General features: G+C 70.6%; 18 protein-coding genes. 8 read left to right on the forward strand and 10 right to left on the reverse strand.

What is annotated here, in order from left to right; translation table 11 throughout:
* The first annotated feature begins 545 nt into the window (after positions 1 to 545).
* Positions 546 to 3,212, forward strand: a complete 2,667-nt coding sequence (nirB, locus tag AVL61_RS04960; RefSeq protein ID WP_058873263.1) for a nitrite reductase large subunit NirB — start codon at positions 546 to 548, stop codon at positions 3,210 to 3,212.
* Positions 3,213 to 3,223: 11 nt separating this feature from the next.
* On the forward strand, positions 3,224 to 4,246 hold the full coding sequence (cobA, locus tag AVL61_RS04965) for a uroporphyrinogen-III C-methyltransferase (protein WP_058873375.1): 1,023 nt from the start codon (positions 3,224 to 3,226) through the stop codon (positions 4,244 to 4,246).
* Positions 4,247 to 4,423: 177 nt separating this feature from the next.
* On the opposite strand, the gene AVL61_RS04970 is transcribed toward cobA, so the two are convergent.
* From AVL61_RS04970 to dnaB, 3 genes are all read right to left on the reverse strand, one after another.
* A complete protein-coding gene (locus AVL61_RS04970; RefSeq protein WP_058873376.1) occupies positions 4,424 to 5,017 on the reverse strand; it encodes a recombinase family protein in 594 nt (197 codons plus the stop codon).
* A 189-nt stretch (positions 5,018 to 5,206) separates the two neighbouring features.
* Positions 5,207 to 5,512: a hypothetical protein gene (locus tag AVL61_RS17785; protein ID WP_157571299.1), complete on the reverse strand. Its 306-nt coding sequence runs from the start codon at positions 5,510 to 5,512 to the stop codon at positions 5,207 to 5,209.
* 132 nt (positions 5,513 to 5,644) lie between these two features.
* A complete protein-coding gene (dnaB, locus tag AVL61_RS04975) occupies positions 5,645 to 7,999 on the reverse strand; it encodes a replicative DNA helicase (protein ID WP_058873377.1) in 2,355 nt (784 codons plus the stop codon).
* 150 nt (positions 8,000 to 8,149) lie between these two features.
* Between dnaB and AVL61_RS04980 the strand changes: the two genes are divergently transcribed.
* Together AVL61_RS04980 and AVL61_RS04985 are read left to right on the forward strand one after the other, a co-directional pair.
* Entirely contained in the window at positions 8,150 to 9,580 is a 1,431-nt protein-coding gene (locus AVL61_RS04980) for an amidase family protein (RefSeq protein ID WP_082696971.1), read from the forward strand.
* A gap of 167 nt (positions 9,581 to 9,747) precedes the next feature.
* Positions 9,748 to 10,716, forward strand: coding sequence for an ABC transporter substrate-binding protein (locus AVL61_RS04985; RefSeq protein ID WP_058873265.1), 969 nt, complete (start codon positions 9,748 to 9,750; stop codon positions 10,714 to 10,716).
* Here the strand turns inward: AVL61_RS04985 and AVL61_RS04990 are convergent.
* Entirely contained in the window at positions 10,713 to 11,786 is a 1,074-nt protein-coding gene (locus tag AVL61_RS04990; protein WP_058873266.1) for a patatin-like phospholipase family protein, read from the reverse strand. The genes AVL61_RS04985 and AVL61_RS04990 overlap by 4 nt on opposite strands.
* Positions 11,787 to 12,188: 402 nt before the next feature.
* Entirely contained in the window at positions 12,189 to 12,497 is a 309-nt protein-coding gene (locus AVL61_RS04995; RefSeq protein WP_058873267.1) for a hypothetical protein, read from the reverse strand.
* Positions 12,498 to 12,595: 98 nt separating this feature from the next.
* Between AVL61_RS04995 and AVL61_RS05000 the strand changes: the two genes are divergently transcribed.
* On the forward strand, positions 12,596 to 13,213 hold the full coding sequence (locus AVL61_RS05000) for a class I SAM-dependent methyltransferase (RefSeq protein ID WP_058873268.1): 618 nt from the start codon (positions 12,596 to 12,598) through the stop codon (positions 13,211 to 13,213).
* A gap of 90 nt (positions 13,214 to 13,303) precedes the next feature.
* Here AVL61_RS05000 and rplI read toward each other — a convergent pair whose 3' ends face one another.
* The 5 genes from rplI to AVL61_RS05025 all read right to left on the reverse strand — a co-directional run bounded on the left by rplI (position 13,304) and on the right by AVL61_RS05025 (position 15,715).
* Entirely contained in the window at positions 13,304 to 13,753 is a 450-nt protein-coding gene (rplI, locus tag AVL61_RS05005; protein ID WP_058873269.1) for a 50S ribosomal protein L9, read from the reverse strand.
* A gap of 19 nt (positions 13,754 to 13,772) precedes the next feature.
* On the reverse strand, positions 13,773 to 14,009 hold the full coding sequence (gene rpsR / locus AVL61_RS05010) for a 30S ribosomal protein S18 (protein ID WP_017835048.1): 237 nt from the start codon (positions 14,007 to 14,009) through the stop codon (positions 13,773 to 13,775).
* A 78-nt stretch (positions 14,010 to 14,087) separates the two neighbouring features.
* Positions 14,088 to 14,726, reverse strand: a complete 639-nt coding sequence (locus AVL61_RS05015; protein ID WP_058873270.1) for a single-stranded DNA-binding protein — start codon at positions 14,724 to 14,726, stop codon at positions 14,088 to 14,090.
* Positions 14,727 to 14,836: 110 nt separating this feature from the next.
* On the reverse strand, positions 14,837 to 15,142 hold the full coding sequence (gene rpsF, locus AVL61_RS05020; protein WP_058873271.1) for a 30S ribosomal protein S6: 306 nt from the start codon (positions 15,140 to 15,142) through the stop codon (positions 14,837 to 14,839).
* Between the two features lie 153 nt (positions 15,143 to 15,295).
* Positions 15,296 to 15,715: a TM2 domain-containing protein gene (locus tag AVL61_RS05025; RefSeq protein WP_058873272.1), complete on the reverse strand. Its 420-nt coding sequence runs from the start codon at positions 15,713 to 15,715 to the stop codon at positions 15,296 to 15,298.
* Between the two features lie 275 nt (positions 15,716 to 15,990).
* On the opposite strand from AVL61_RS05025, the gene AVL61_RS05030 reads away from it, so the two are divergent.
* From AVL61_RS05030 to AVL61_RS05040, 3 genes are read left to right on the forward strand one after another with little or no spacing between them, the layout of a single operon-like run.
* A complete protein-coding gene (locus AVL61_RS05030) occupies positions 15,991 to 17,019 on the forward strand; it encodes an extracellular solute-binding protein (RefSeq protein ID WP_058873273.1) in 1,029 nt (342 codons plus the stop codon).
* Complete coding sequence (locus AVL61_RS05035) at positions 17,016 to 18,707, forward strand: ABC transporter permease (RefSeq protein ID WP_058873274.1); 1,692 nt, start codon at positions 17,016 to 17,018, stop codon at positions 18,705 to 18,707. Before AVL61_RS05030 ends, AVL61_RS05035 begins: the two co-directional genes overlap by 4 nt.
* A complete protein-coding gene (locus tag AVL61_RS05040) occupies positions 18,704 to 19,888 on the forward strand; it encodes an ABC transporter ATP-binding protein (protein WP_082696973.1) in 1,185 nt (394 codons plus the stop codon). The genes AVL61_RS05035 and AVL61_RS05040 overlap by 4 nt, the downstream gene beginning before the upstream one ends.
* Positions 19,889 to 19,909 lie beyond the last annotated feature (21 nt).

The following is a 19,909-nucleotide window of genomic DNA, read 5'->3' on the forward strand; positions in this document are numbered from 1 at the left end:
AGAAGCCGCATAACTCGATGTCCACGAAACGGGGTCAACCCCACCACCTGGCGGCCGTTGATCAGCGCGGCCTCGCCCCAACCGACCTCTAGTGCGTCGATGCCGCACACGTGGTACCAGTTCAGGCTGGTCTCGTCGGTGGTGGCTTCGGGCGGGGTCAGGGCGGTCATGGAGCACCTCGTTCGTTGCGGGGATGTCAGGTCGCGGGCTCGACGCTAGGGACAGCGTGTTTCGCGGGAGACCGGGCGCCGTAACGCCAGAGTAAAACGCAATTCACGGCCTCCGCCCGCCATCGTGATAGGCCCGAGCAGCGGAACCGTCGTTTCCCCTGGATCCCAGAAGCAGAACGGTGTTGTTGCACTCATGTTTCTCGCCCCTCACGGGTGCTCTCCGCTGCGTTCGGGCAACGTCAAAGCGGTCGAAACATCGGAGCAACGGGGCAGCAACCGACGCCGCCTACGGTCTGTAACACGGGCTGCTGCCCTCTCGCTCCGACCACTCCAGGCGCCCGCTCCGGCACCGACCACCCGACCCGAAGGCCTGCCATGAACCAGAACCCGTCCCGCCGAATCGTCGTCGTGGGCGGCGGCCCCGCCGCCCACCGGTTCGTCGAATCGATGTGCTCCCGGAACACGGCAGGCATCTCCATCACCGTCCTGACCGAGGAGGTGCACCTGCCCTACGACCGCGTAGGACTTAGCCGCGCCCTCACGGATCCGAGCACGGACCTGACCCTGGGCGAGCATTCCCTGTGGGACCACGAGAACGTCACCCTCGTGACCGGTGCCCGCGCCGTGGACCTGGACCTCGAAGCCCGCGTGGTGGTCACCGAGACCGGCGACCACCACGCCTATGACGAGCTCGTGCTGGCCACCGGCTCCAACGCCGCCCGGCTGCCGATCCCCGGCAACGAGCACACCTACGTCTACCGCACGCTCGAGGACGTCTGGTTCCTCAACCGGGAGGTCGCCGCACTCACGGAGAAGCTGGGCCGCGTGGTCAACGCCGTTACCATCGGCGGCGGGCTGCTCGGCCTCGAGGCCGCGGCCGGGCTGCAGCAGCTCGGCGCGGAGCCGATCGTCATCGACGGCGCCCCCTGGCTGATGAGCACCCAGCTGGACGAGGGCGCCGGGCAGGCCATGGGCCGGCTCGTGGCCGACAAGGGCCTGACCGTGCACGGCGGCGTCTTCCCGAAGGAGGTCCGCACCGAGACGGGACCGGACGGCGAGCCGGTGGTGACCGGCGTCGAGATGGCCGACGGCCGGTTCATCGACGCGGATCTCGTGGTGGTGGCCATCGGTGTCCGACCACGAGACGAGCTCGCCCGGACGGTCAACGAAGCCGCCGGGCCCGACGCCGAGCCCGTGTTCCGGATGGGCCAGCGCGGTGGCATCGTGATCGACGAGGGCTGCGCCACCGATGTCGAACACGTGTGGGCCATCGGCGAGGTGGCGAACTTCGACGGCATGTGCCTGGGCCTCGTGGCTCCCGCCAACACCATGGCCGAGATCGTCGCCGATCGACTGCACGGCGGGGACGCCTCCTTCCCCGGCTTCGACACCGCCACCAAGCTCAAGCTCTCCGGCGTCGACGTGGCCAGCTTCGGCGACGCCTTCGCGAGAACCGAAGGCGCACTCGAGATCGTGTACGCCGATCCGGCCCGCGGCGTCTACCAGAAGATTGTGGTCACCGACGATGCCCGCACGCTGTTGGGCGGCATCTTCGTGGGCGACGCCGCGCCGTACACGTCGCTGCGCCCACTCCTCGGCCGCGAGTTGCCCGCCGAGCCCGGGGCCTTCCTCACCGCGGCCGGCGGCGGTGAGACGCCCGAGACCGAGCTACCCGACGACGCGGTCCTGTGCTCCTGCAACAACGTAGCCGCCGGTTCCATCCGCGAAGCAATCAACGGGTGCGGCGCGTGCGAGGGTCAGGACCCCGTCCAGGATCTCAGCGAACTGAAGGGCTGCACGCGCGCCGGCACCCAGTGCGGATCCTGCGTCCCCGTGCTGAAGAAACTGCTCGAGTCCGAGCTCACCAAGTCCGGGATCACCGTTTCCAAGGCGCTGTGCGAGCACTTCGCACTATCCCGCGCTGAGCTCTTTGAGGCCGTGCGCGTGCTGCAGCTGCGCTCCTTCGAGGACATCCTGGCCCGCTTCGGCACCGGCCGGGGCTGCGACGTCTGCAAGCCCGCGGTCGCCTCCATCCTGGCCTCCCAGTACTCCGAGTACGTGCTCGACGCCGGCCTCGGCGCCCTCCAGGACACCAACGACCGCGCCCTGGCCAACATGCAGAAGAACGGCACCTACTCCGTGGTCCCGCGCATTCCCGGGGGCGAGATCACGCCCGCCAAACTCGCGGTCATCGCGCGCGTGGCCGAAAAGTACAACCTCTACACGAAAATCACCGGTGCCCTACGCATCGACATGTTCGGCGCCCGCCTCGAGCAGCTGCCGGACATTTGGAAGGAGCTCGTAGAGGCAGGCTTCGAGTCCGGCCACGCCTACGGCAAAGCCCTGCGCAACGTGAAGTCCTGTGTAGGTTCCACCTGGTGCCGTTTCGGCGTGCAGGACTCGGTGTCCATGGCCATCCAACTCGAGCTGCGCTACCGCGGCCTGCGGTCCCCGCACAAGCTGAAAATGGGCGTCTCTGGCTGCGCCCGTGAGTGCGCCGAGGCCCGAGGCAAGGACGTCGGCGTCATCGCGACCGCCGACGGCTGGAACCTCTACGTCGGGGGCAACGGCGGCGCGAACCCCGTACACGGGAAGCTACTGGCCCAGGACCTTGACGACGGCACGCTGATCCGCTACATCGACCGGTACCTCATGTACTACATCCGCACCGCCGACCGGCTCCAGCGCACGGCGCACTGGCAGGAAGAACTCGAAGGCGGTCTACGGCACGTCGAGGACGTGGTTGTCCAGGACACCCTCGGCATCGCCGAGGACCTGGAGGCCGCCATGGCCCGCCACGTGGACCACTACCAGGACGAGTGGGCCTCCACCCTCCAGGACCCGGAGCGGTTGCGCCGCTTCCGCTCCTTCGTCAACGCCCCGCAGGAGGCGGACACCTCCATCGTCAACGTCGCGGAGCGCGGCATGGAGCGCCCCGCGACCGCCGAGGAGATCGCCGCGGGCGGTGCCGCCGGACCCGTGCTGATCAGCTCGACTATCCCCGTGCGCGTCGCGGAGCAGAGCACAGAGCGGGCCCTGTGAACGCCCCCGCGATGGACCTGACCGGCGCCACGGTCCTGGTGGCCGGCGCACCGGAGGCCGCCCGGCGCGCTGTCCGCCGCTACCGCAGCGCCGGGGCGACCGTGCGGACCGTGCAGACCCCGGCGGACTACCGCAGCGTGCTGCTGGGCCGGGTGGTCCTCGTCGCCCTCGTCGAGGACGGCGACCCCGGGTGGGAACGGCTCGTGGCCGACTGCCGCACGTGCACCGTACTGCTGATCCGCGAGTCCGCCGCAGCACCCGGCGGGCGGGTCACCCTGGTCGGGGGCGGCCCCGGACCGGAGGACCTGCTCACCGCCCGGGCCCTGGACGCGCTGCGCGAGGCCGATGTCGTCTTCTACGACCGGCTCGGCCCGCACCGGGGGTTGAAGCGGCTGACCGGGGGTGCAGAACTCGTCGACGTCGGCAAACGCCCCGGTCACCACGCCGTCCCGCAGCACGAGATCGAGCGCCTCCTGGTTGAGGCCGCCCTTGAGGGTCAGCACGTGGTGCGGCTCAAGGGTGGGGACCCCTTCGTCTTCGGCCGCGGCGGCGAGGAAGTCGCCGCGTGCGTGCGGGCGGGAGTCGAGGTCTCGGTCGTCCCAGGCGTCACGAGCGCCGTCTCCGTCCCCGCCGCCGCAGGGATCCCCGTGACGCACCGCGGCGTCAGCCACCTGTTCACCGTGGTCTCCGGTCACGCGCCACTCACCGACGCCGAGCACCGCCACCTCGCCGGCCTGGGCGGGACGATCGTCGTGCTCATGGGCGTCGGCACGCTGCCGCAACTGGTCGCCGGTCTGTCCGCAGCCGGCATGGACACGACCACGCCAGTCGCCGTCGTCGAACGGGGCTGGAGTGACTCGCAGCGCACCACCGTGTCGGATCTCGCCAGCGTCATCACGGACGCGGCGACCGCCCGGTGCGCCTCGCCCGCCGTGCTTGTAATCGGCGACGTCGTGCGCCAGGCGTACGGCGGCCAGTGCGCCGATCCGCTGGCCGGGATCATCCGGGCCGTCGGGGGCGCCCCGCTACAGTGAGCGCCATAACGGCTCGCCGGGCGTTCCTCGTGGCCGTCATTGGGTTGGAGCCGACGGCTTCACCTCCCGGCTGCGTTGTCGCAGAACAACAACTACCGGAAGACCCCGCGCCGAAATCACAGGTAGAACGGAAACGCGGCGGCATATGCATCACGATGACCATAGGCAACGGCGGTCTCAGATCGTCGTCGCTTGCGGCAGCTCCCGGATCCGTCTATAGAGCGTGGCCCTGGACATGCCGAGGTCCCGCGCGACTTGAGTGGCCGGTTCGCCGGACTCGATCAGGCGCAGGGCGTTGCGGATCTGGGAGTCGGTGAAGGTCTGGCGCCGCCCGCCGAGGTCCTTGCCGGCGGCCCGGCGTTTGGCCACCGAGTCGGTGATCCGCTCCCGTTTGATCTCCAGTTCCATCTGGGCCAGGGCGGCCATGACGGTGAAGACCATTGAGCCCATCGGGGTGGCCGTGTCCACGTCTCCCCCACCGAGGTTGAGCACCCGCAATCCAGCGCCTCTCGCGCGCAACGCCTCGGCGAAGACGAGCATGTTCTGCGTTGACCGCCCCAGACGGTCCAGCGTGGTGATGACCAACGTGTCGCCTTTTTCGAGGGATGCCACGGCCTTGTCGAACTGAGGGCGTGATGTACGCCCTCCAGACACTCCACTGTCGACATACATGTCATCGCGCCGCACGCCGGCACTCAGCAGGTCAGACACTTGACGGTCTGCGTCCTGCTGCCGTGTCGATACTCGCGCATAGCCGATCAGCTTGCCCATGCCCATGCCCATCCCATCTGTCTCGCAACTAAGGTTGAGCATCCAATTCTAGGGGCATGGATAAAGTACAAGGATGCGAGACACCCGCAGCCGCGGAAACATGCGGGCGCAAACTTTCCGGACGAGACGTCTCGCATCCCTTCGCTTGAGATACCTGGTGCGCTTTCGTGGCTGTCGCTCATCCTGGGTTCAGCCCCATGACGCCGGAACACGAAGATCTGAGCGCTGACGACCTAGCCACCTTTTCTGGACGTCGGCCAGCGTGTCAGAGCGCGGCTTTCGCAAGTCCTGCTGTTGCAGGAAATGGACTGGAGGGTTGGCCACGCCAGCTCCGATGAACCGGGCTAATTGCTCCTTGACCGTTTGGATGCGGTCCAGGCGAGGTGTTAATAGCCGGTATGCAATCTGCTCGATTTCCTTTTGCAGTTTGAAGATCTTTGACCAAGAGCGGTTCCCTACGGCGTCGACCCTGACCGTCAGTTTTCCGGTGATCACCGGACGGTTCTATGGAATCATGCGGACAGCTGGTGTCCCGCGGCAGCAAACCTCGCCCTAATCCTAATCCAGGTTTCCTGAGGCTCGTTCAGTTTTACCTGTATATCGACAACACCGACGGTCCTGCGAACGCTACAACCCCTCGTGGGCCATGTTCGCGAACCGGGAGTAGTGACCCTGGAACGCCACCACGATCGTCTTAGTAGGACCGTTGCGGTGCTTCGCCACGATCACGTCGGCCTCACCGGCGCGCGGCGACTCCTTGTCGTAGACGTCATCGCGGTGCAACAGGATCACCATGTCCGCGTCCTGCTCGATCGAGTTGTGCACCGTGATGCCGTTGGCGACGAAGTTGTGGTTGCCGAGCACGGTTGCATCGAAGACCTCCTCTTCGCCCTCGTGCTCAATAGACACTATGGAGTCCCACAGCAGATCGTTCACCGCGGCGAGGTTCATGTCGGCCTCGTCAAGCAGCGTTGAGACCTGCGCCAGCTTCAGAGCCGGTTCCACGGACCGCACCTCGTCGAGGCAGGACCGGACCAGCGATCCCAGCGGCATCGGATCCACCAGCACGTCGCCGACGCTCCGCCAAAGCTCGGCGTCGATCTCAGCATTGACTGGCACGTCGAGCTCCTCGAGGATCACGCGGGCCGCTTCGCCGAAATCGCTGCTGCGCCCGATCTCCTTGAGGAACCGGATCTGGTCGTCGTGCTCCTCCACTATCAGCTCGACTCTGCCGTCGGTCGGTACCGCCGTCGTCGAGATCCCGAAGCGCAGAAGCAGGCGGCTGAACTGATCAGCCTGCAATGGGCCGTCGAAAGACGACGAGACATGGGCCTGCCGATCATTGAGCACGACCGCTCCGTGCTCACGCCAGACGGCCTGCACGAACCGGCGGATCTGCGCCTTCGGCAGGGAGAACACCTCGGGAGACAGGCCAACGCCCCCTTCGGCGAGCACCTGTGCGGCATCTTGGATCTGGGCGTCGTCCCACTCCGTGCGCTGCGTTGGTCCGTCGACGTGCCGAGGCACGCCCACTCGATCCCCGACGGACAGCTCGCCCAGGGGCTTCCACCCTTGGTAAGTGAAGAAGGGATGGTTCGCGGTTGCCCGCACCGTCTTCCCGGATGACAGCGTGAGCCGGTAGACCGGCTTTATCCCGGTCGAGAAGACGTAGGTGAGTGTGCGTTCGACGTAGCGCATGTCGTCGCCCAGCGACCACACCGGGACGTCCCTGGCTCCGGATTCGTAAAGTTCGCCCATGGTGACCTCTGCTCCGGTGTCGGAACGGAGGATTCGAGTCTCCGCTGTGAGACAGCCCGACTCGCGAAGATCCGAGACCATCGGCTTCTTGTCCTGGCGCTGTTCGGACCCACGGTTCAGCTGGGACAGCGCGATGACCGGGACCTCGAGCTCCTTGGCCAGCAGCTTCAGCGCACGGGAGAACTCCGAGACCTCCTGCTGGCGGGACTCGACCTTCTTGCCCGAGCTCATGAGCTGGAGGTAGTCCAGCACCACGAGCTTGAGGTCGTGCTTCTGCTTGAGCCGGCGGCACTTCGCCCGGATCTCCATGAGGGACATGTTCGGGGAGTCGTCGATGAACAGCGGCGCGGAGTCCATCTTGCCCATCGTGGTGGCGATCTTGGCCCACTGCTCGTCCTGCAGGCGGCCCTTGCGCAGGTCCTGCATGTTGAGCGTGGCCTCGGCGGAGAGCAGGCGCATGGCGATCTCGTTGCGGCTCATCTCGAGGGAGAAGATCACCGTGGTCTGGTTGTGCTTGATCGCCGCGGACCGCGCGACGTCGAGGGCCAGGGTTGATTTGCCCATGGCCGGCCTCGCCGCGATGACGATCATCTGGCCGCCCTGGAAGCCCTGGGTCAGTTCGTCGAGCTCGATGAAGCCGGTGGGCACGCCGCGCATGCCTTCGCCGCGCGAGCCGGCGGCCTCGATCTCGTCGACGGTGGACTCGATGACCTCCTTGAGCACCGTGTAGTCCTCGGAGGAGCGGCGCTCGGCCACCTGGTAGATCTCGGCCTGGGCGGCGTTGACGATGTCGTCGACCTCGCCGTCGGAGCTGTAGCCCAGCTGCACGATCTTGGTGCCGGCCTCCACGAGCCGGCGCAGCACGCCGCGCTCGCGCACGATCTCGGCGTAGAAGCCCGCGTTAGCCGCGGTGGGCACGGAGGAGATGAGGGTGTGCAGGTACGCGGGGCCGCCGACGCGCTCGATCTCGCCGCGCTTGGTCAGCTCGTCGGCCACGGTGATGGCGTCGGCGGGCTCGCCGCGCCCGTACAGGGAGATCACGGCCTCGTAGATGGACTCGTGGGCGGGCTTGTAGAAGTCGACGCCGCGCAGGACCTCCACCACGTCCGCGATCGCGTCCTTGGACAGCATCATCCCGCCGAGCACGGACTGCTCCGCCACGTTGTCCTGCGGCGGGGTCCGGCCGAACTCCCGGTCGCTCCCGGACGAGCGCTCCGACACCATCGACACCTGGTCCACCTCTCCTCGCGCGTCCTGCGGGGGGCAGGGTGCGCACACGACGACGCCGCCCCGACCTTCCGGGCAGCCCCTCCATTCTCGCACCGACCGCGGACACCGCTTGCCGCCCGGGCCCGTCCGTGGACACCATGGACCATGACGCTCAGCACAGATCTCAGCGGTCCCTGTTCGTGGGACATCCGGACCACTCGGGCGGAGCTGACGGCGGGCCGGATCAGCCACGTGGAGCACCTCGACGCCCTGCTGGAGCGCCTGCCCGCGGCGCGGCGGCTGGGCGCGGTGATCAGCGCGGACCCGGAGCTGGCGCGGATCTTCGCCCATGCGCTGGACCGGCGGCAGACGCGGGGCCCGCTGACGGGGATCCCGCTGGCGGTCAAGGACATCGTGGACGTCGCGGGGTTCCCGACCACGGGCGGCACGCGAGCGCTCGAACGGGACGTGGTGGGCCGGGACGCCCCGGCGGTGGCCCGGCTGCGCGAGGCGGGCGCCCTGTTCACCCTGAAGACGAACCTGCACGAGCTGTCCTTCGGCATCACGTCCAACAACGGCTCGTTCGGCCCCGTGCGCCACCCCGCCGACCCGGCGCTGAGCCCCGGCGGCAGCAGCGGGGGCTCGGCGGTGGCCGTGGCGGTGGGCCTGGTCCCGGCGGCGGTCGCCGCGGACACCGGGGGCTCGGCCCGGATCCCCGCCGCCCTCTGCGGGATCGTGGGGTTCCGGCCCACGCTGGGCCGCTACCCGTCGTCGGGCGTCCTGCCGATCGCCCACTCGCGGGACACGATCGGCCCCATGGCCCGGACCGTGGACGACGTGGTGCTGCTGGACGCCCTGCTCGCGGGCGAGCACCCGCACGGCGCGCCCGGTGCGCGCCACCTGGAGTTCGACGACGAGGGGCCCGGCCCGCTGCACGGCGTCCGGCTGGGGGTGCCCGAGCTGTTCCTGGAGGACCTGGAGCCGGGTGTGGACTCGGTCTTCGGCGCGGCCCTGCGGGCGCTCGAGGCCGCCGGTGCAGAGCTCGTGGGCGTCGACGTCCGGCCGGCCCGCGAGCTGGCCGCCGCGGCCGGGATGACGATCGCCCTCCACGAGTTCCTGCCCGATCTGCAGACCTACCTGGAGGCGCGCGGCACGGGGCACTCCCTCGACGAGGTCCGGGACGGGATCGGCAGCCCGGACGTGCGGCGGATCTGGGAGCTGGCGCAGGTCTTCCGCGCCGCCGACGACGACTACCGGGCGGCCCAGGAGGAGCGCCGGCTGGCCCTGCGGCTGTACACGGGGGCGATCCAGGGCCAGGGGGTGACGGCCCTGGTGCAGCCGACGTGCCCGCTGACGGCCCGGCCGATCGGCGACGACGAGACCGTGGAGCTCAACGGCCGGCGCGTGCCCACCTTCGACACCTTCACCCGCCACTCCGACCTGGCGGGCATCCTCGGCACCCCGGGGATCAGCATCCCCGCCGGGCGCACCGCGGAGGGCCTGCCGGTGGGCCTGGAGCTCGCGGCGGGCCCGGGCGCGGACGCCGTGCTGCTCGACCTGGCGCGCACCGTGGAGGCGCTGCTGCGCGACCAGTGAGCCCGTCCGGTTCTCTTCGGGGGACAACGCAACGGTTCAGAGCCACAACCGTTGACGAATCCAACGGTCTGCCTCTACGGTGAGGACACCGGCGTGCGTGATGCATGTCACAGCGGATTCACCGGTGCCGGCCGCCGGCAGGACCGACCCGAGGAAGAGGACCCACCATGAAGCACCCGTTCGCCGGCGCAGCCGCCGTCGGAACCGTCCTGACGTTCGCCCTGACCGCCTGCGGCGGCGGGGGGACCACCGGCGGGGGCGGCGAGGAGCTGCAGCCGCTCACCATCGGCGTCATCCCCATCGCGCCGTCCGCGCCCGTGCAGCTCGCCCTGGACGAGGGGATCTTCGAGGACCACGGCCTGGACGTCACGATCGAGACCGCCCAGGGCGGTGCGGCCATGCTCCCGGCCGTCTCGGGCGGATCCATGGACATCGGCGTGGGCAACCCGCTCTCGGTCATCCTCGCCAAGGACCAGGGCCTCGACATGAAGATCCTCAGCGGCTACAGCAGCTCCCTGCCCGAGGGCGAGGACATCACCGGTGTCGCCGCCAACCGGGACGCGGGCATCGCCTCCTGGGCCGACCTGGCCGGCAAGCGGGTCGCCGTGAACACGGTCAACGGCCAGGGCGACCTGACCATCAAGGAGGCCGTGAGCCAGGACGGCGGCGACCCCGACGCCGTGGAGTTCGTGGAGATGCCCTTCCAGGACATGCCGGCCCAGCTGGACCGCGGGGAGATCGACGCCGCCTGGGTCCCGGAGCCGTTCCTGACCCAGTTGATCAACGGCGAGCAGACCGAGCTGGTCGGCTACAACTACCAGGACACGGTGCCGGGCCTCGACACCATGGTCACCTTCAGCAGCGCCGCGTTCGCCGAGGAGAACCCGGAGGTCCTCGAGAACTACGACGCCGCGATCGAGGACGCGCTCGAGTTCGCGCAGAACAACCCGGAGCGGGTGCGCGAGACCCTGGTGAGCTTCCTCAACATGCCGGAGGAGGTCGCCGCCGACCTCCGGCTGGAGGAGTTCGACGCGGAGGTGGACCGCGACGAGCTCGAGACGCTCTCGGAGCTGATGCTGAAGTACGACGTGATCTCGAACGAGGCGAACCTGGACGAGATCATCCAGGCGGACTAGATCTCCGGGTCCGGCCGCGCCGGCGGGAAGTCGTCGGCGCGGTCGATGGCCTCCTCGGTCATCCGCCGGCCGAGCTCGATGAGCTCCCCGGCGCGGTGGAAGTCCAGCAGCCGCCCGGCGCTCTTCGGCACGGTGACGAGGAGGTCGGGCGGATAGCCGGCCAGCCGGTAGCGCAGCACCATGGACTGCAGCACCTCGAGGGACAGCTGCATGACGTCGAGCGTGCGCAGCCCCGCCGGCAGGACGCCGAACCCCTCCGCCACGGCCTCCTCGACGGCCTCCTCGACGACGTCCTGCACGAGGGCCTCGCCCACGTCGGCCGGGCCGGCCCCGGTGGAGCGCAGGGACCGGGACGACGCGCCGCGGCCGCGCGTCTCCGCGAAGCGCTCCAGGACGCTGCGCGTCAGCTCGCGGTCCAGGACGTGGGAGGCGCCGCGGCGGAACCGCCCCACCCACTCCTCCGCGGGACGCGCGGCGGCCGTCTCGTGGGCGGGGACCCTGCCCTCCCCGGACTGCTGCCCCCCGGAGAGGGAGACCGCCACCGTCACGTCCGCGCGGGTGGCGACGGTCGCGGCGATGGGCACGGGGTTCATGATCCCGCCGTCGGCGAGCAGCCGGCCGTTGAGCATGACGGGGGTGATGATGCTGGGCAGGGCGATCGACGCGCGGACGGCCACGTCCACCGGGCCCTCCTGGAACCAGACCTCCTTGCGGGCGAGCAGGTCCGTGGCCACCGCGGTGAAGGGGATGGGCAGGTCCTCGATGAGCGTGCCGTCGAGCAGCTCGCGCACCTTCGCCATGATCTTCTCCGCCCGGATCACCCCGGGCGCCGAGGGGGACGGGTCCAGCAGCCGCAGCACGTCCCGCTGGCTCAGCCCCAGCACCCACTGCGCGTACGCCTCCATCCGGCCGGCGGCGTGGAGCCCGCCCACGAGGGCCCCCATGGAGCTTCCCGCGACGGTCACGATGTCGTAGCCGCGCTCCTCGAGGACCTGGATGGCACCGATGTGCGCGTAGCCGCGGGCGCCGCCGCTGCCCAGCGCCAGGGCCACACGAGTGCGTGGGGACATCCGCCGCTCCTCCTCCGCAGGGGCTTCCGGGCCGCTCCGTCCCGGGTGCCCCGAGCCTAGCCCGCCGGTCGCCGTCCGCGGAGGGCAACCGGCGCGCGGAGGACCGGAAACCCTACCAGCCGACGCGGTTTTCCACCCTGTGGACAACCGGTGGAAAACGCCGTGGACGGCTGTGCACAGGTTGGGGAGAAGGCTGTGGAAAGAGTGCTGTGGAACTCCGCGAAATCGGCTCTGACCTGAGCTGATGTCGATGCACACCCTGTGCAGGGACAGTGCGGACAACACCGGCACCGTCCACAACACTGTGTTTTTCACCTCGTGCTCCGGCCCACGTCGGAGGCCCCTGCCGGAGGTCCCTCGGGCGGGGCCGCCGCACCCCGGCGGAGCGCCGCGCCGGGGCGGTCAGGCCACTGAGACGAGCAGCGCCAGCCACAGCAGCGGGTGGCACAGTACCGACAGGCCCAGCAGCACCAGGAACCGGACCCGGGCGGCCGCGAACCCGACGGCTCCCGCGAGGGCCACCACCGCCGTGACGGTCGCCCCCACGGCTGCCGCGACGAACCCGATCACGAAGAACGCCATGGAGGTCTCGGTCCCCGCGGAGTTGCCGCCCAGGAACGCCACGGCGAAAGCCAGTACCGTGAAGAGCAGGCACCCCACGCCGAACCAGTACAGGGCGGACGGTGTGACGCGGGAGATCAGGGAGGGCATGCACCCATTGTCCCCCGGGGCGCCCGGCGGCACCGCCGCGCCGCCCGCGAGATCCGGAACCGCCCGACCCAGCCGCCCGAACCACCCAGGAGATGCCCGTGGACGACAACCAGCGCATGTGGGAGGACCGGTACGCCTCCGGGGAGTCCTCCCCCGACGGCGCCCAGCCGCACCCGGAGGTCGCCGCCCTCCTGGACCGGGCGGACCGGCGACCCGCGGACGGCCCGCCGACCGCCCTCGACCTCGGGGCGGGCACCGGCCGCCACACCCTGGCCCTGGCGGGCGCCGGCTACGACCCCACCGCCGTGGACTTCTCCCCCAGCGCCGTGCGGACCGTCGCGGGTGCCCTGGCGGAGCGGGGCCTCCCGGGCCGCGCCCTGATCGCCGACCTGCGGACCTGGTCCCCCGAGCAGGAGCAGCGCTCGGGGCCGGACGCCGTGCCCCTGCAGTTCGACCTGATCGTCGCCGCGTACTTCCAGCACGACCTCTCCCTGCTCCGCCGCGCCGCCGAGTGGCTCGTTCCCGGGGGCCGGCTGCTGTGGATCACGCACGCCCCCGGCAGCGTCGAGGGGCCGCCCCCGACCGTGCCCCGGCCGACCCTGCAGGAGACCGTCGCCGTGCTCGAGGGCAAGGGCCTGGACCTGCTGCGCGCCGAGCAGGTGCGCACCACCGAGACGGCGCTCGACGTCGTCGTCGAGGCCGTCCGGCCCCGCTGACCGGCACGCCCGGAGACCCCGGGAACGCGCAGAGGGCCCCCGCGGCGCACCGCGGGGGCCCTCTGTGCTCGGACGGACCGGAGGAACCGATCAGGCCGGGACGACCTCGAACTCGACGTTCGCGTTGACGTCCTCGTGCAGGCGCACGGAGGCCTGGTACACACCGGTGGTCTTGATGTGCTGGTTCAGCTCGACCTTGCGCTTGTCCACGGCGCCGAGGCCGGCGGCCTCGACGGCCTTGGCGACGTCCTCGGCCTTGACGGTGCCGAAGAGGCGTCCCTCGGAGCCGGCCTTGACCGGGATGGTCACGGTGGCGGAGGTCAGCTTCTGGGCCAGGACCTGGGCGTCCTCGAGCGAGGCGACCTCGCGCGCGGCGCGGGCGGCCTTGATGCTCTCGATCTGCTTCTCACCGCCGCGCGACCACGGGGTCGCGAAGCCGCGCGGGAAGAGGTAGTTGCGGGCGTACCCGTTCTTGACCTCGACCACGTCACCGGCAGCGCCGAGACCCGTGACCTCGGTCGTCAGGATGATCTTTGCCATGAGTGTCTGTCCTCTCTGATCAGCGGCCGGCGCCGGAGTAGGGCAGCAGCGCGACCTCGCGGGCGTTCTTGATCGCCAGGGCGATCTTGCGCTGCTCCTGCACGGTCACACCGGTGACGCGGCGGGCGCGGATCTTGCCGCGATCGGAGATGAACTTGCGCAGCAGCGCAACGTCCTTGTAGTCGATCTCAGTGACTTTGGCAGCCTTGAGCGGGTTCTGCTTTGGTTTGGGCTTACGGAGTTCAGCCTTGGCCATCGTGGTGCTCCTTGATCTTCGAGTGGAGCCCGCGGCTTGTCACCGCGGGATGGGGTGGATGGGAAAAGTGCGGAAGGTCTAGAACGGCGGTTCGTCGTCCTGGCCGCTGCCCCAGTCATAGTTCCCGCCGGAGGACTGGCTCCAGGGGTCGTTCTGGGGTGCTGCCTGCGGGGCGGGCTGACGCCCGCCGCCGGAGCGGCCGCCCTGGCCGAAGCCGGAGCCGCCGCCCTGCTGGCCGCCACCGAATCCGGAGTCGCCCCCGAACCCGCCGCCGGCCGGGGCGCCGGCGCCGAAGCCGCCGCCCTGCTGGCCGCCGCCACCGCCGCCGAAGCCGCCGCCCTGCCCGCCGGAGCGGGCGTTGCGGTTGACCTTCGCGGACGCGTAGCGCAGCGAGGGACCGACCTCGTCGACGTCGAGCTCGGTGACGGTGCGCCGCTCGCCTTCCTTGGTCTCGTAGGACCGCGACTTGAGCCGACCCTGGACGATGACGCGCATGCCCTTCTGCAGGGACTCCGCCACGTTCTCGGCCGCCTCCCGCCACACGGAGCAGCGCAGGAACAGGGTCTCCCCGTCCTTCCACTCGTTGGACTGGCGGTCGAAGGTGCGGGGCGTGGACGCAACGGTGAAGTTGGCCACGGCCGCACCCGACGGCGTGAAGCGCAGCTCGGGGTCAGCGGTCAGGTTGCCGATTACGGTGATGACGGTGTCACCAGCCATGTGGACCTCCCGGGTCGAGGGTGTTCGCGGTCGTGCGGGACGTGCTGGGATCTCACAAGCATCTCACCGGGGGCCCGTCGGGGCGCCCTCGATGATCGGTCTGTGAAGTCCTACTCGGCGGAGATCTTCTGCTCTTCCGGGCGGATGATCTTGGTGCGCATGATGGCCTCGTTGAGGTTCAGGACGCGGTCGAGCTCCTGGGTGGTCTGCGGGGTCGCGGTGAAGCGCACGACCGCGTAGATGCCCTCGGTCTTCTTCTGGATCTCGTAGGCGAGGCGACGACGGCCCCAGATGTCGACGTTGTCGACGGTCCCGTTGTCCTTGGTGACGACATCGAGGAACTTCTTGAGAGTCGGCTCCACGGCACGATCCTCGACCTCGGGGTTGATGATCACCATCAGTTCGTACTCACGCATGTTCGAACCCACCTCCTTCGGGCTGAGCGGCTGCGGTCCTTCCGCAGCAGGAGGTTCTGTAGCGTCGTCCGCGCGCCGGCGCCGCACGTCGGGCGGCGGGCACACAGACCTCACAACACTACTACATCCGCGGGCCCGGGCAGAACGGGGTGCTCACCAGCGGTAGGCGCTGCGGGCGATGGAGGCGTTCACGAAGGCCGTGCGGAACGGCATGGTGAAGATGTCCAGGAACATCAGCAGCGTCCACGGGATCAGGAACAGGATCCCGACGCCGACCCCCGCCAGGGTCCAGCCCAGGCCGCCGAGGAACAGGTAGATCAGCCCCCAGACCGGCTGGCGCAGGTAGAACTTGTGGATCCCCAGCCAGCCCAGGAAGAGCCACAGGACGTAGGCGAGGACCACGGACTTCCCTCCCACCACGTTGACCACGGGCGGCCCGGGGTGCGGGGCGCCCTGCCCGCCCCCGCCGAACGGCTGTCCGGACGGTGCGCCGAACGGCGCCCGGGAGTACCCGGCGCGGCCGGGGTCGTTGTTCAGCGGGACGGGGCGGTAGTACTCGGGCTCGGGAGCCACGGGGGTCCTTTCGGCACGGACGGGGAGGCGGGAGGGCCGTTCCGCGGGGAGCGGCCCGACCGGTTCAACGGTCCGCCCGCGGGCGCTATTCCGGTGCGCCGCCGCGGCGGGACGCTCCGGGGCGCGGGCCGCGGCGGGCCGCTCGGCCGGGTGCCGCGGGAGCCCGTGCCCGGGCCCCGGGCGCGACGCGAGGGGCGTTCCGATTAGGTTACGCTTTCCTTGCCAAATGATCGTCGCGCGGTCCCCGAGCGCCGCGCCCTCCGGAAGAGGCTCCGATGCGTCGTCGTTCCCTGTACGCCACCACCGGCATCCTGACCGCGCTGGCGACCCTGGTCACGGGGTGCGGCACGCTCGGGCTGGGCGAGCAGCCCGCCGACCTGCAGATCTACTCGGCACGGCACTACGACCTCGAGGGCGCGTTCGGCGAGTTCACCGACGAGACCGGCATCAGCGTCGAGTTCATCACCGGCGACGACGCCGAGCTGCTCGAGCGGCTCAAGGCCGAGGGGGACGACAGCCCGGCGGACGTGTTCATGACCGTGGACGCGGGCAACCTGTGGAACGCCGCCCGGCAGGACGAGCTGGCCGCCCTGGACTCCCCGGCCCTCGAGGAGGCGGTCCCGGAGGACCTCCGCGACCCGCAGGGCCGGTGGTACGGCCTGGCCATGCGCGCGCGCACCGTGACGTACAACCCGGACAACGTCGACACCGCCGAGTTCGACCCCCAGGAGACCTACGCGGGACTGGCCGACCCGAAGTGGCAGGGCCGGCTCTGCATGCGGGACGCCACCTCGGCCTACACCCAGTCCCTCGTGGCGAGCCTGATCGACCTGCACGGCCGGGAGCGGGCGCTCGAGATCGTCGAGGGCTGGGTCGCCAACGACGTGCAGATCATGAGCAACGACATCCTGCTGCTCGAGGCCATCGACGCCGGCACGTGCGACGTGGGGATCAACAACCACTACTACCTGGCGCGCACCCTGGAGGAGAACCCGGACCTGAACGTCGACCTCTTCTGGGCCAGTCAGGAAGGCGCGGGCACGCACGTGAACATCTCCGGGGCCGGTGTGGTCGAGGGCTCCGACAACGCCGAGGACGCCCAGCGGCTCATCGAGTGGCTCGCCACCGACGGCCAGAACGCGTTCGTGGACGCCAACCACGAGTTCCCGGTGAACCCCTCCGTGGAGCCCGCCCCCTCCATCGCGGCCTTCGGCGAGTTCGAGCGGATGCCCCTGAACGCCGAGGCCTACGGGGACCTCAACGCCGAGGCCGTGGACCTGCTGGCCGAAGCCGGCTACCAGTGACCGAACCCGCCGTCCTCGCGGACACGAGGACACCGACCCGCCGGCCGCGCCGGGCGCCCGGCTCGGGGCGCCCGGCGTGGTCGGCGCTCGTCGTCCTCGTCGCCGTGGTCGTGGCCACCCCGGTCCTGGCCGTGGTCGTGGACGGCCTGGGCAGCCTGGGCACCGCCACCCCGCCGCGCGACCTGGGCCGGATGGTGCTCACCACGCTCCTGCTGATGCTGGGCGTGGGCGCGGGCACCCTCGTGGTGGGCGGCGGGCTCGCGTGGCTCGTGACCGCCTTCCGCTTCCCCCTGCGGGACGTGCTGGTCTGGCTGCTGGTCCTGCCGCTGGCCATGCCGGCCTACATCCTCGGCTTCGTGTTCCTCTCCGTCTTCGACGTGGCCGGGCCGGTGCAGGGGGCGCTGCGCTCCCTGCTGGGACCGGACGTGTGGGTGCCCGAGGTCCGCTCGCTGCCGGCGGCCGTGCTCGTGATGTCCCTGACGCTCTACCCGTACGTCTACCTCCTGGCGCGCTCCGCGCTGGTCGAGCAGACCACCGGGACCTACGACGCCGCGCGCACCCTGGGCGCCGGCCGGGGGCGCGCGCTCGGGCGGGTCCTGATCCCCCTGGCCCGGCCCTCGCTCGCGGCGGGGCTCGCGCTCGTGATGATGGAGACGCTCACGGACTTCGCCACGGTGCAGTACTTCAACGTGCAGACGGTCTCCGTGGGGGTCTACCTCGTGTGGAAGGGCACCTTCGACTTCCACTCCGCCACCCAGCTCGCCGTGCTCGTGCTGCTGTTCGCCGTGGCCGTGCTGACCGGCGAGCGGCTGCTCCGGGGCCGCGCCCGGTTCCACCAGCGGGGCGGCCGCGGCCAGGGCCTCCAGCCGCGGCGGCTCGCCGGGTGGCGCGCCTGGGGCGCCACCCTGCTCTGCCTCGCCGCCCTCTCCGCCGGGTTCCTGGTGCCCGTGCTGCAGCTGCTCGTGTGGGCCGTCGGGGAGGCGGTCGGCAACCCCGCGTCCCTCTCGGACCCGCGCTTCGCGCAGTACCTCGGCAACAGCCTGGTGGTCGCCGGGATCGCCGCCGTGGCCTGCGTGGCGCTCTCCCTCGCGGTCGCCCACGGGGTCCGGATGGGCGGCGGCCGGGCGGTGGCGCTCGCGGCGCAGCTCACCACCTTCGGCTACGCCGTGCCCGGCGCTGTGGTGGGCATCGGCGTCCTCATCGCCTTCGCCGGGCTGGACACCGCCCTCGAGCGGGCGGGCGTGCCCGGGGGCACGGGGCTGCTGGTGACGGGCTCGGTGCTCGGCATCCTCTACGCCTACGTGATCCGCTTCCTCGCCCCGGCCTACCAGGCCGTGGACGCGAGCCTCGCCAAGATCTCCCCCACCGTCACCTTCTCCGCGCAGAGCCTCGGCGCGTCCCCGCTCCGGGTCCTCACCCGGGTGCACCTGCCCATCGCCCGCCCGGGGGTCGCCACGGCCCTCGTCCTGGTGATGATCGACGCCGTCAAGGAGCTGCCCATCGTGCTGCTGCTGCGCCCGTTCGGCTTCACCACGGCCTCTGTGTGGGTCTACGAGCTGGCGCGCGAGAACTTCTGGGAGAAGGCGGCCCTGCCGGCGCTCGTGATCGTGGCGGCGGCGGTCGTGCCCGTGTTCTTCCTCGTCCGGCAGGCCCACCGCGCGGACCGCCACGGAAAGGTGTCCCCATGACCGTGCAGACCACGAGCGCGCAGACCGCGCCCGGCAGCCGCGGCACCGAGCCCGCCCTCGTGCTGGAGGGGCTGAGCAAGCACTACGGGTCCTCCGTGGGCGTCAGCGGGCTGGAGCTGACGGTCCCGCCCGGCGAGCTGGTCACGCTCATCGGCCCCTCCGGCTGCGGCAAGTCCACCACGCTGCGCCTCGTGGCGGGTCTCGAGCGACCGGACGAGGGCACCATCCGCATCGCCGGGGACGTGGTGGCGGGCCGGCACCGGTTCCAGGAGCCCGAGCGGCGGCGGGTGGGCCTCGTCTTCCAGGACCACGCCCTGTTCCCGCACCTGACGGTCGCGAAGAACGTGGCCTTCGGCCTCGACCGGCTCCCGCGCGCCGACCGGCGGGCCCGCGTGGGCGAGGTCCTCGAGCTCGTGCGGCTGGGGCACCTCGCCCACCGCTACCCCCACGAGCTCTCCGGCGGCGAGCAGCAGCGCGTGGCCCTGGCCCGGGCCCTGGCGCCCCGCCCGGCCGTGGTGCTCCTCGATGAGCCGTTCTCGAGCCTGGACGAGTCGCTGCGCGCGCAGGTGCGCCGGGACACCGTGGCCACGCTGCGCGAGACCGGCACCACCGCCGTGCTGGTCACCCACGACCAGACGGAGGCCCTCTCGGTCGGCCACCGCGTGGTGGTCATGCACGACGGGGTGATCGAGCAGTCCGACACCCCCGAGAAGGTCTTCGAGCAGCCCGCCACCCGTTTCGTGGCGTCCTTCATGGGGGACGCGGACTTCCTGCCCGCCCGCGTCCACCGCGCGCTGCTCACCTGCGAGATCGGCATCGTCTCCACCGTGCCGGGGTGGGCGGACAGCGACGTCGACGTCGACGTGGTGCTGCGGCCCCACGAGGTGGCGCTGCGGCCGGACCCCGCCTCCCCCGCGCGGGTCAGCGCGGTCGAGTACCACGGCGCGTTCGTGCTGCACCACGTCCGGCTGGCCTCCGGGCGCACGCTGCGCTCCTGGCAGCCCCACAACGTGCGCCACCCGGTCGGGACGCCGGTGGCGGTGACGGTCACGGCCGGGACCACCCCCACGCTGCTGGTCGACGACCGGGCCGTCACGGCCCCGCCGCCGCGGTCCGCCGACGGCACGTCGAACCGGCGATCCCGCATGTCGGACGAATTAGGCAAGACTTTCCTTCGCTAAAGGTTTTCTCTACCCTGGACC

This window comes from Kocuria rosea subsp. polaris (genome assembly GCF_001483755.1).
Taxonomy (GTDB): domain Bacteria; phylum Actinomycetota; class Actinomycetes; order Actinomycetales; family Micrococcaceae; genus Kocuria; species Kocuria cellulosilytica.

Excerpts from the sequence above, each read along its gene's own strand:
- nirB (WP_058873263.1), top strand. The coding sequence starts at position 546 with ATGAACCAGAACCCGTCCCGCCGAATCGTCGTCGTGGGCGGCGGCCCC.
- cobA (WP_058873375.1), top strand. The coding sequence starts at position 3,224 with ATGGACCTGACCGGCGCCACGGTCCTGGTGGCCGGCGCACCGGAGGCC.
- AVL61_RS04970 (WP_058873376.1), bottom strand. The coding sequence starts at position 5,017 with ATGGGCAAGCTGATCGGCTATGCGCGAGTATCGACACGGCAGCAGGAC.
- dnaB (WP_058873377.1), bottom strand. The coding sequence starts at position 7,999 with ATGGTGTCGGAGCGCTCGTCCGGGAGCGACCGGGAGTTCGGCCGGACC.
- AVL61_RS04980 (WP_082696971.1), top strand. The coding sequence starts at position 8,150 with ATGACGCTCAGCACAGATCTCAGCGGTCCCTGTTCGTGGGACATCCGG.
- AVL61_RS04985 (WP_058873265.1), top strand. The coding sequence starts at position 9,748 with ATGAAGCACCCGTTCGCCGGCGCAGCCGCCGTCGGAACCGTCCTGACG.
- AVL61_RS04990 (WP_058873266.1), bottom strand. The coding sequence starts at position 11,786 with ATGTCCCCACGCACTCGTGTGGCCCTGGCGCTGGGCAGCGGCGGCGCC.
- AVL61_RS04995 (WP_058873267.1), bottom strand. The coding sequence starts at position 12,497 with ATGCCCTCCCTGATCTCCCGCGTCACACCGTCCGCCCTGTACTGGTTC.
- rplI (WP_058873269.1), bottom strand. The coding sequence starts at position 13,753 with ATGGCAAAGATCATCCTGACGACCGAGGTCACGGGTCTCGGCGCTGCC.
- rpsR (WP_017835048.1), bottom strand. The coding sequence starts at position 14,009 with ATGGCCAAGGCTGAACTCCGTAAGCCCAAACCAAAGCAGAACCCGCTC.
- AVL61_RS05015 (WP_058873270.1), bottom strand. The coding sequence starts at position 14,726 with ATGGCTGGTGACACCGTCATCACCGTAATCGGCAACCTGACCGCTGAC.
- rpsF (WP_058873271.1), bottom strand. The coding sequence starts at position 15,142 with ATGCGTGAGTACGAACTGATGGTGATCATCAACCCCGAGGTCGAGGAT.
- AVL61_RS05030 (WP_058873273.1), top strand. The coding sequence starts at position 15,991 with ATGCGTCGTCGTTCCCTGTACGCCACCACCGGCATCCTGACCGCGCTG.
- AVL61_RS05040 (WP_082696973.1), top strand. The coding sequence starts at position 18,704 with ATGACCGTGCAGACCACGAGCGCGCAGACCGCGCCCGGCAGCCGCGGC.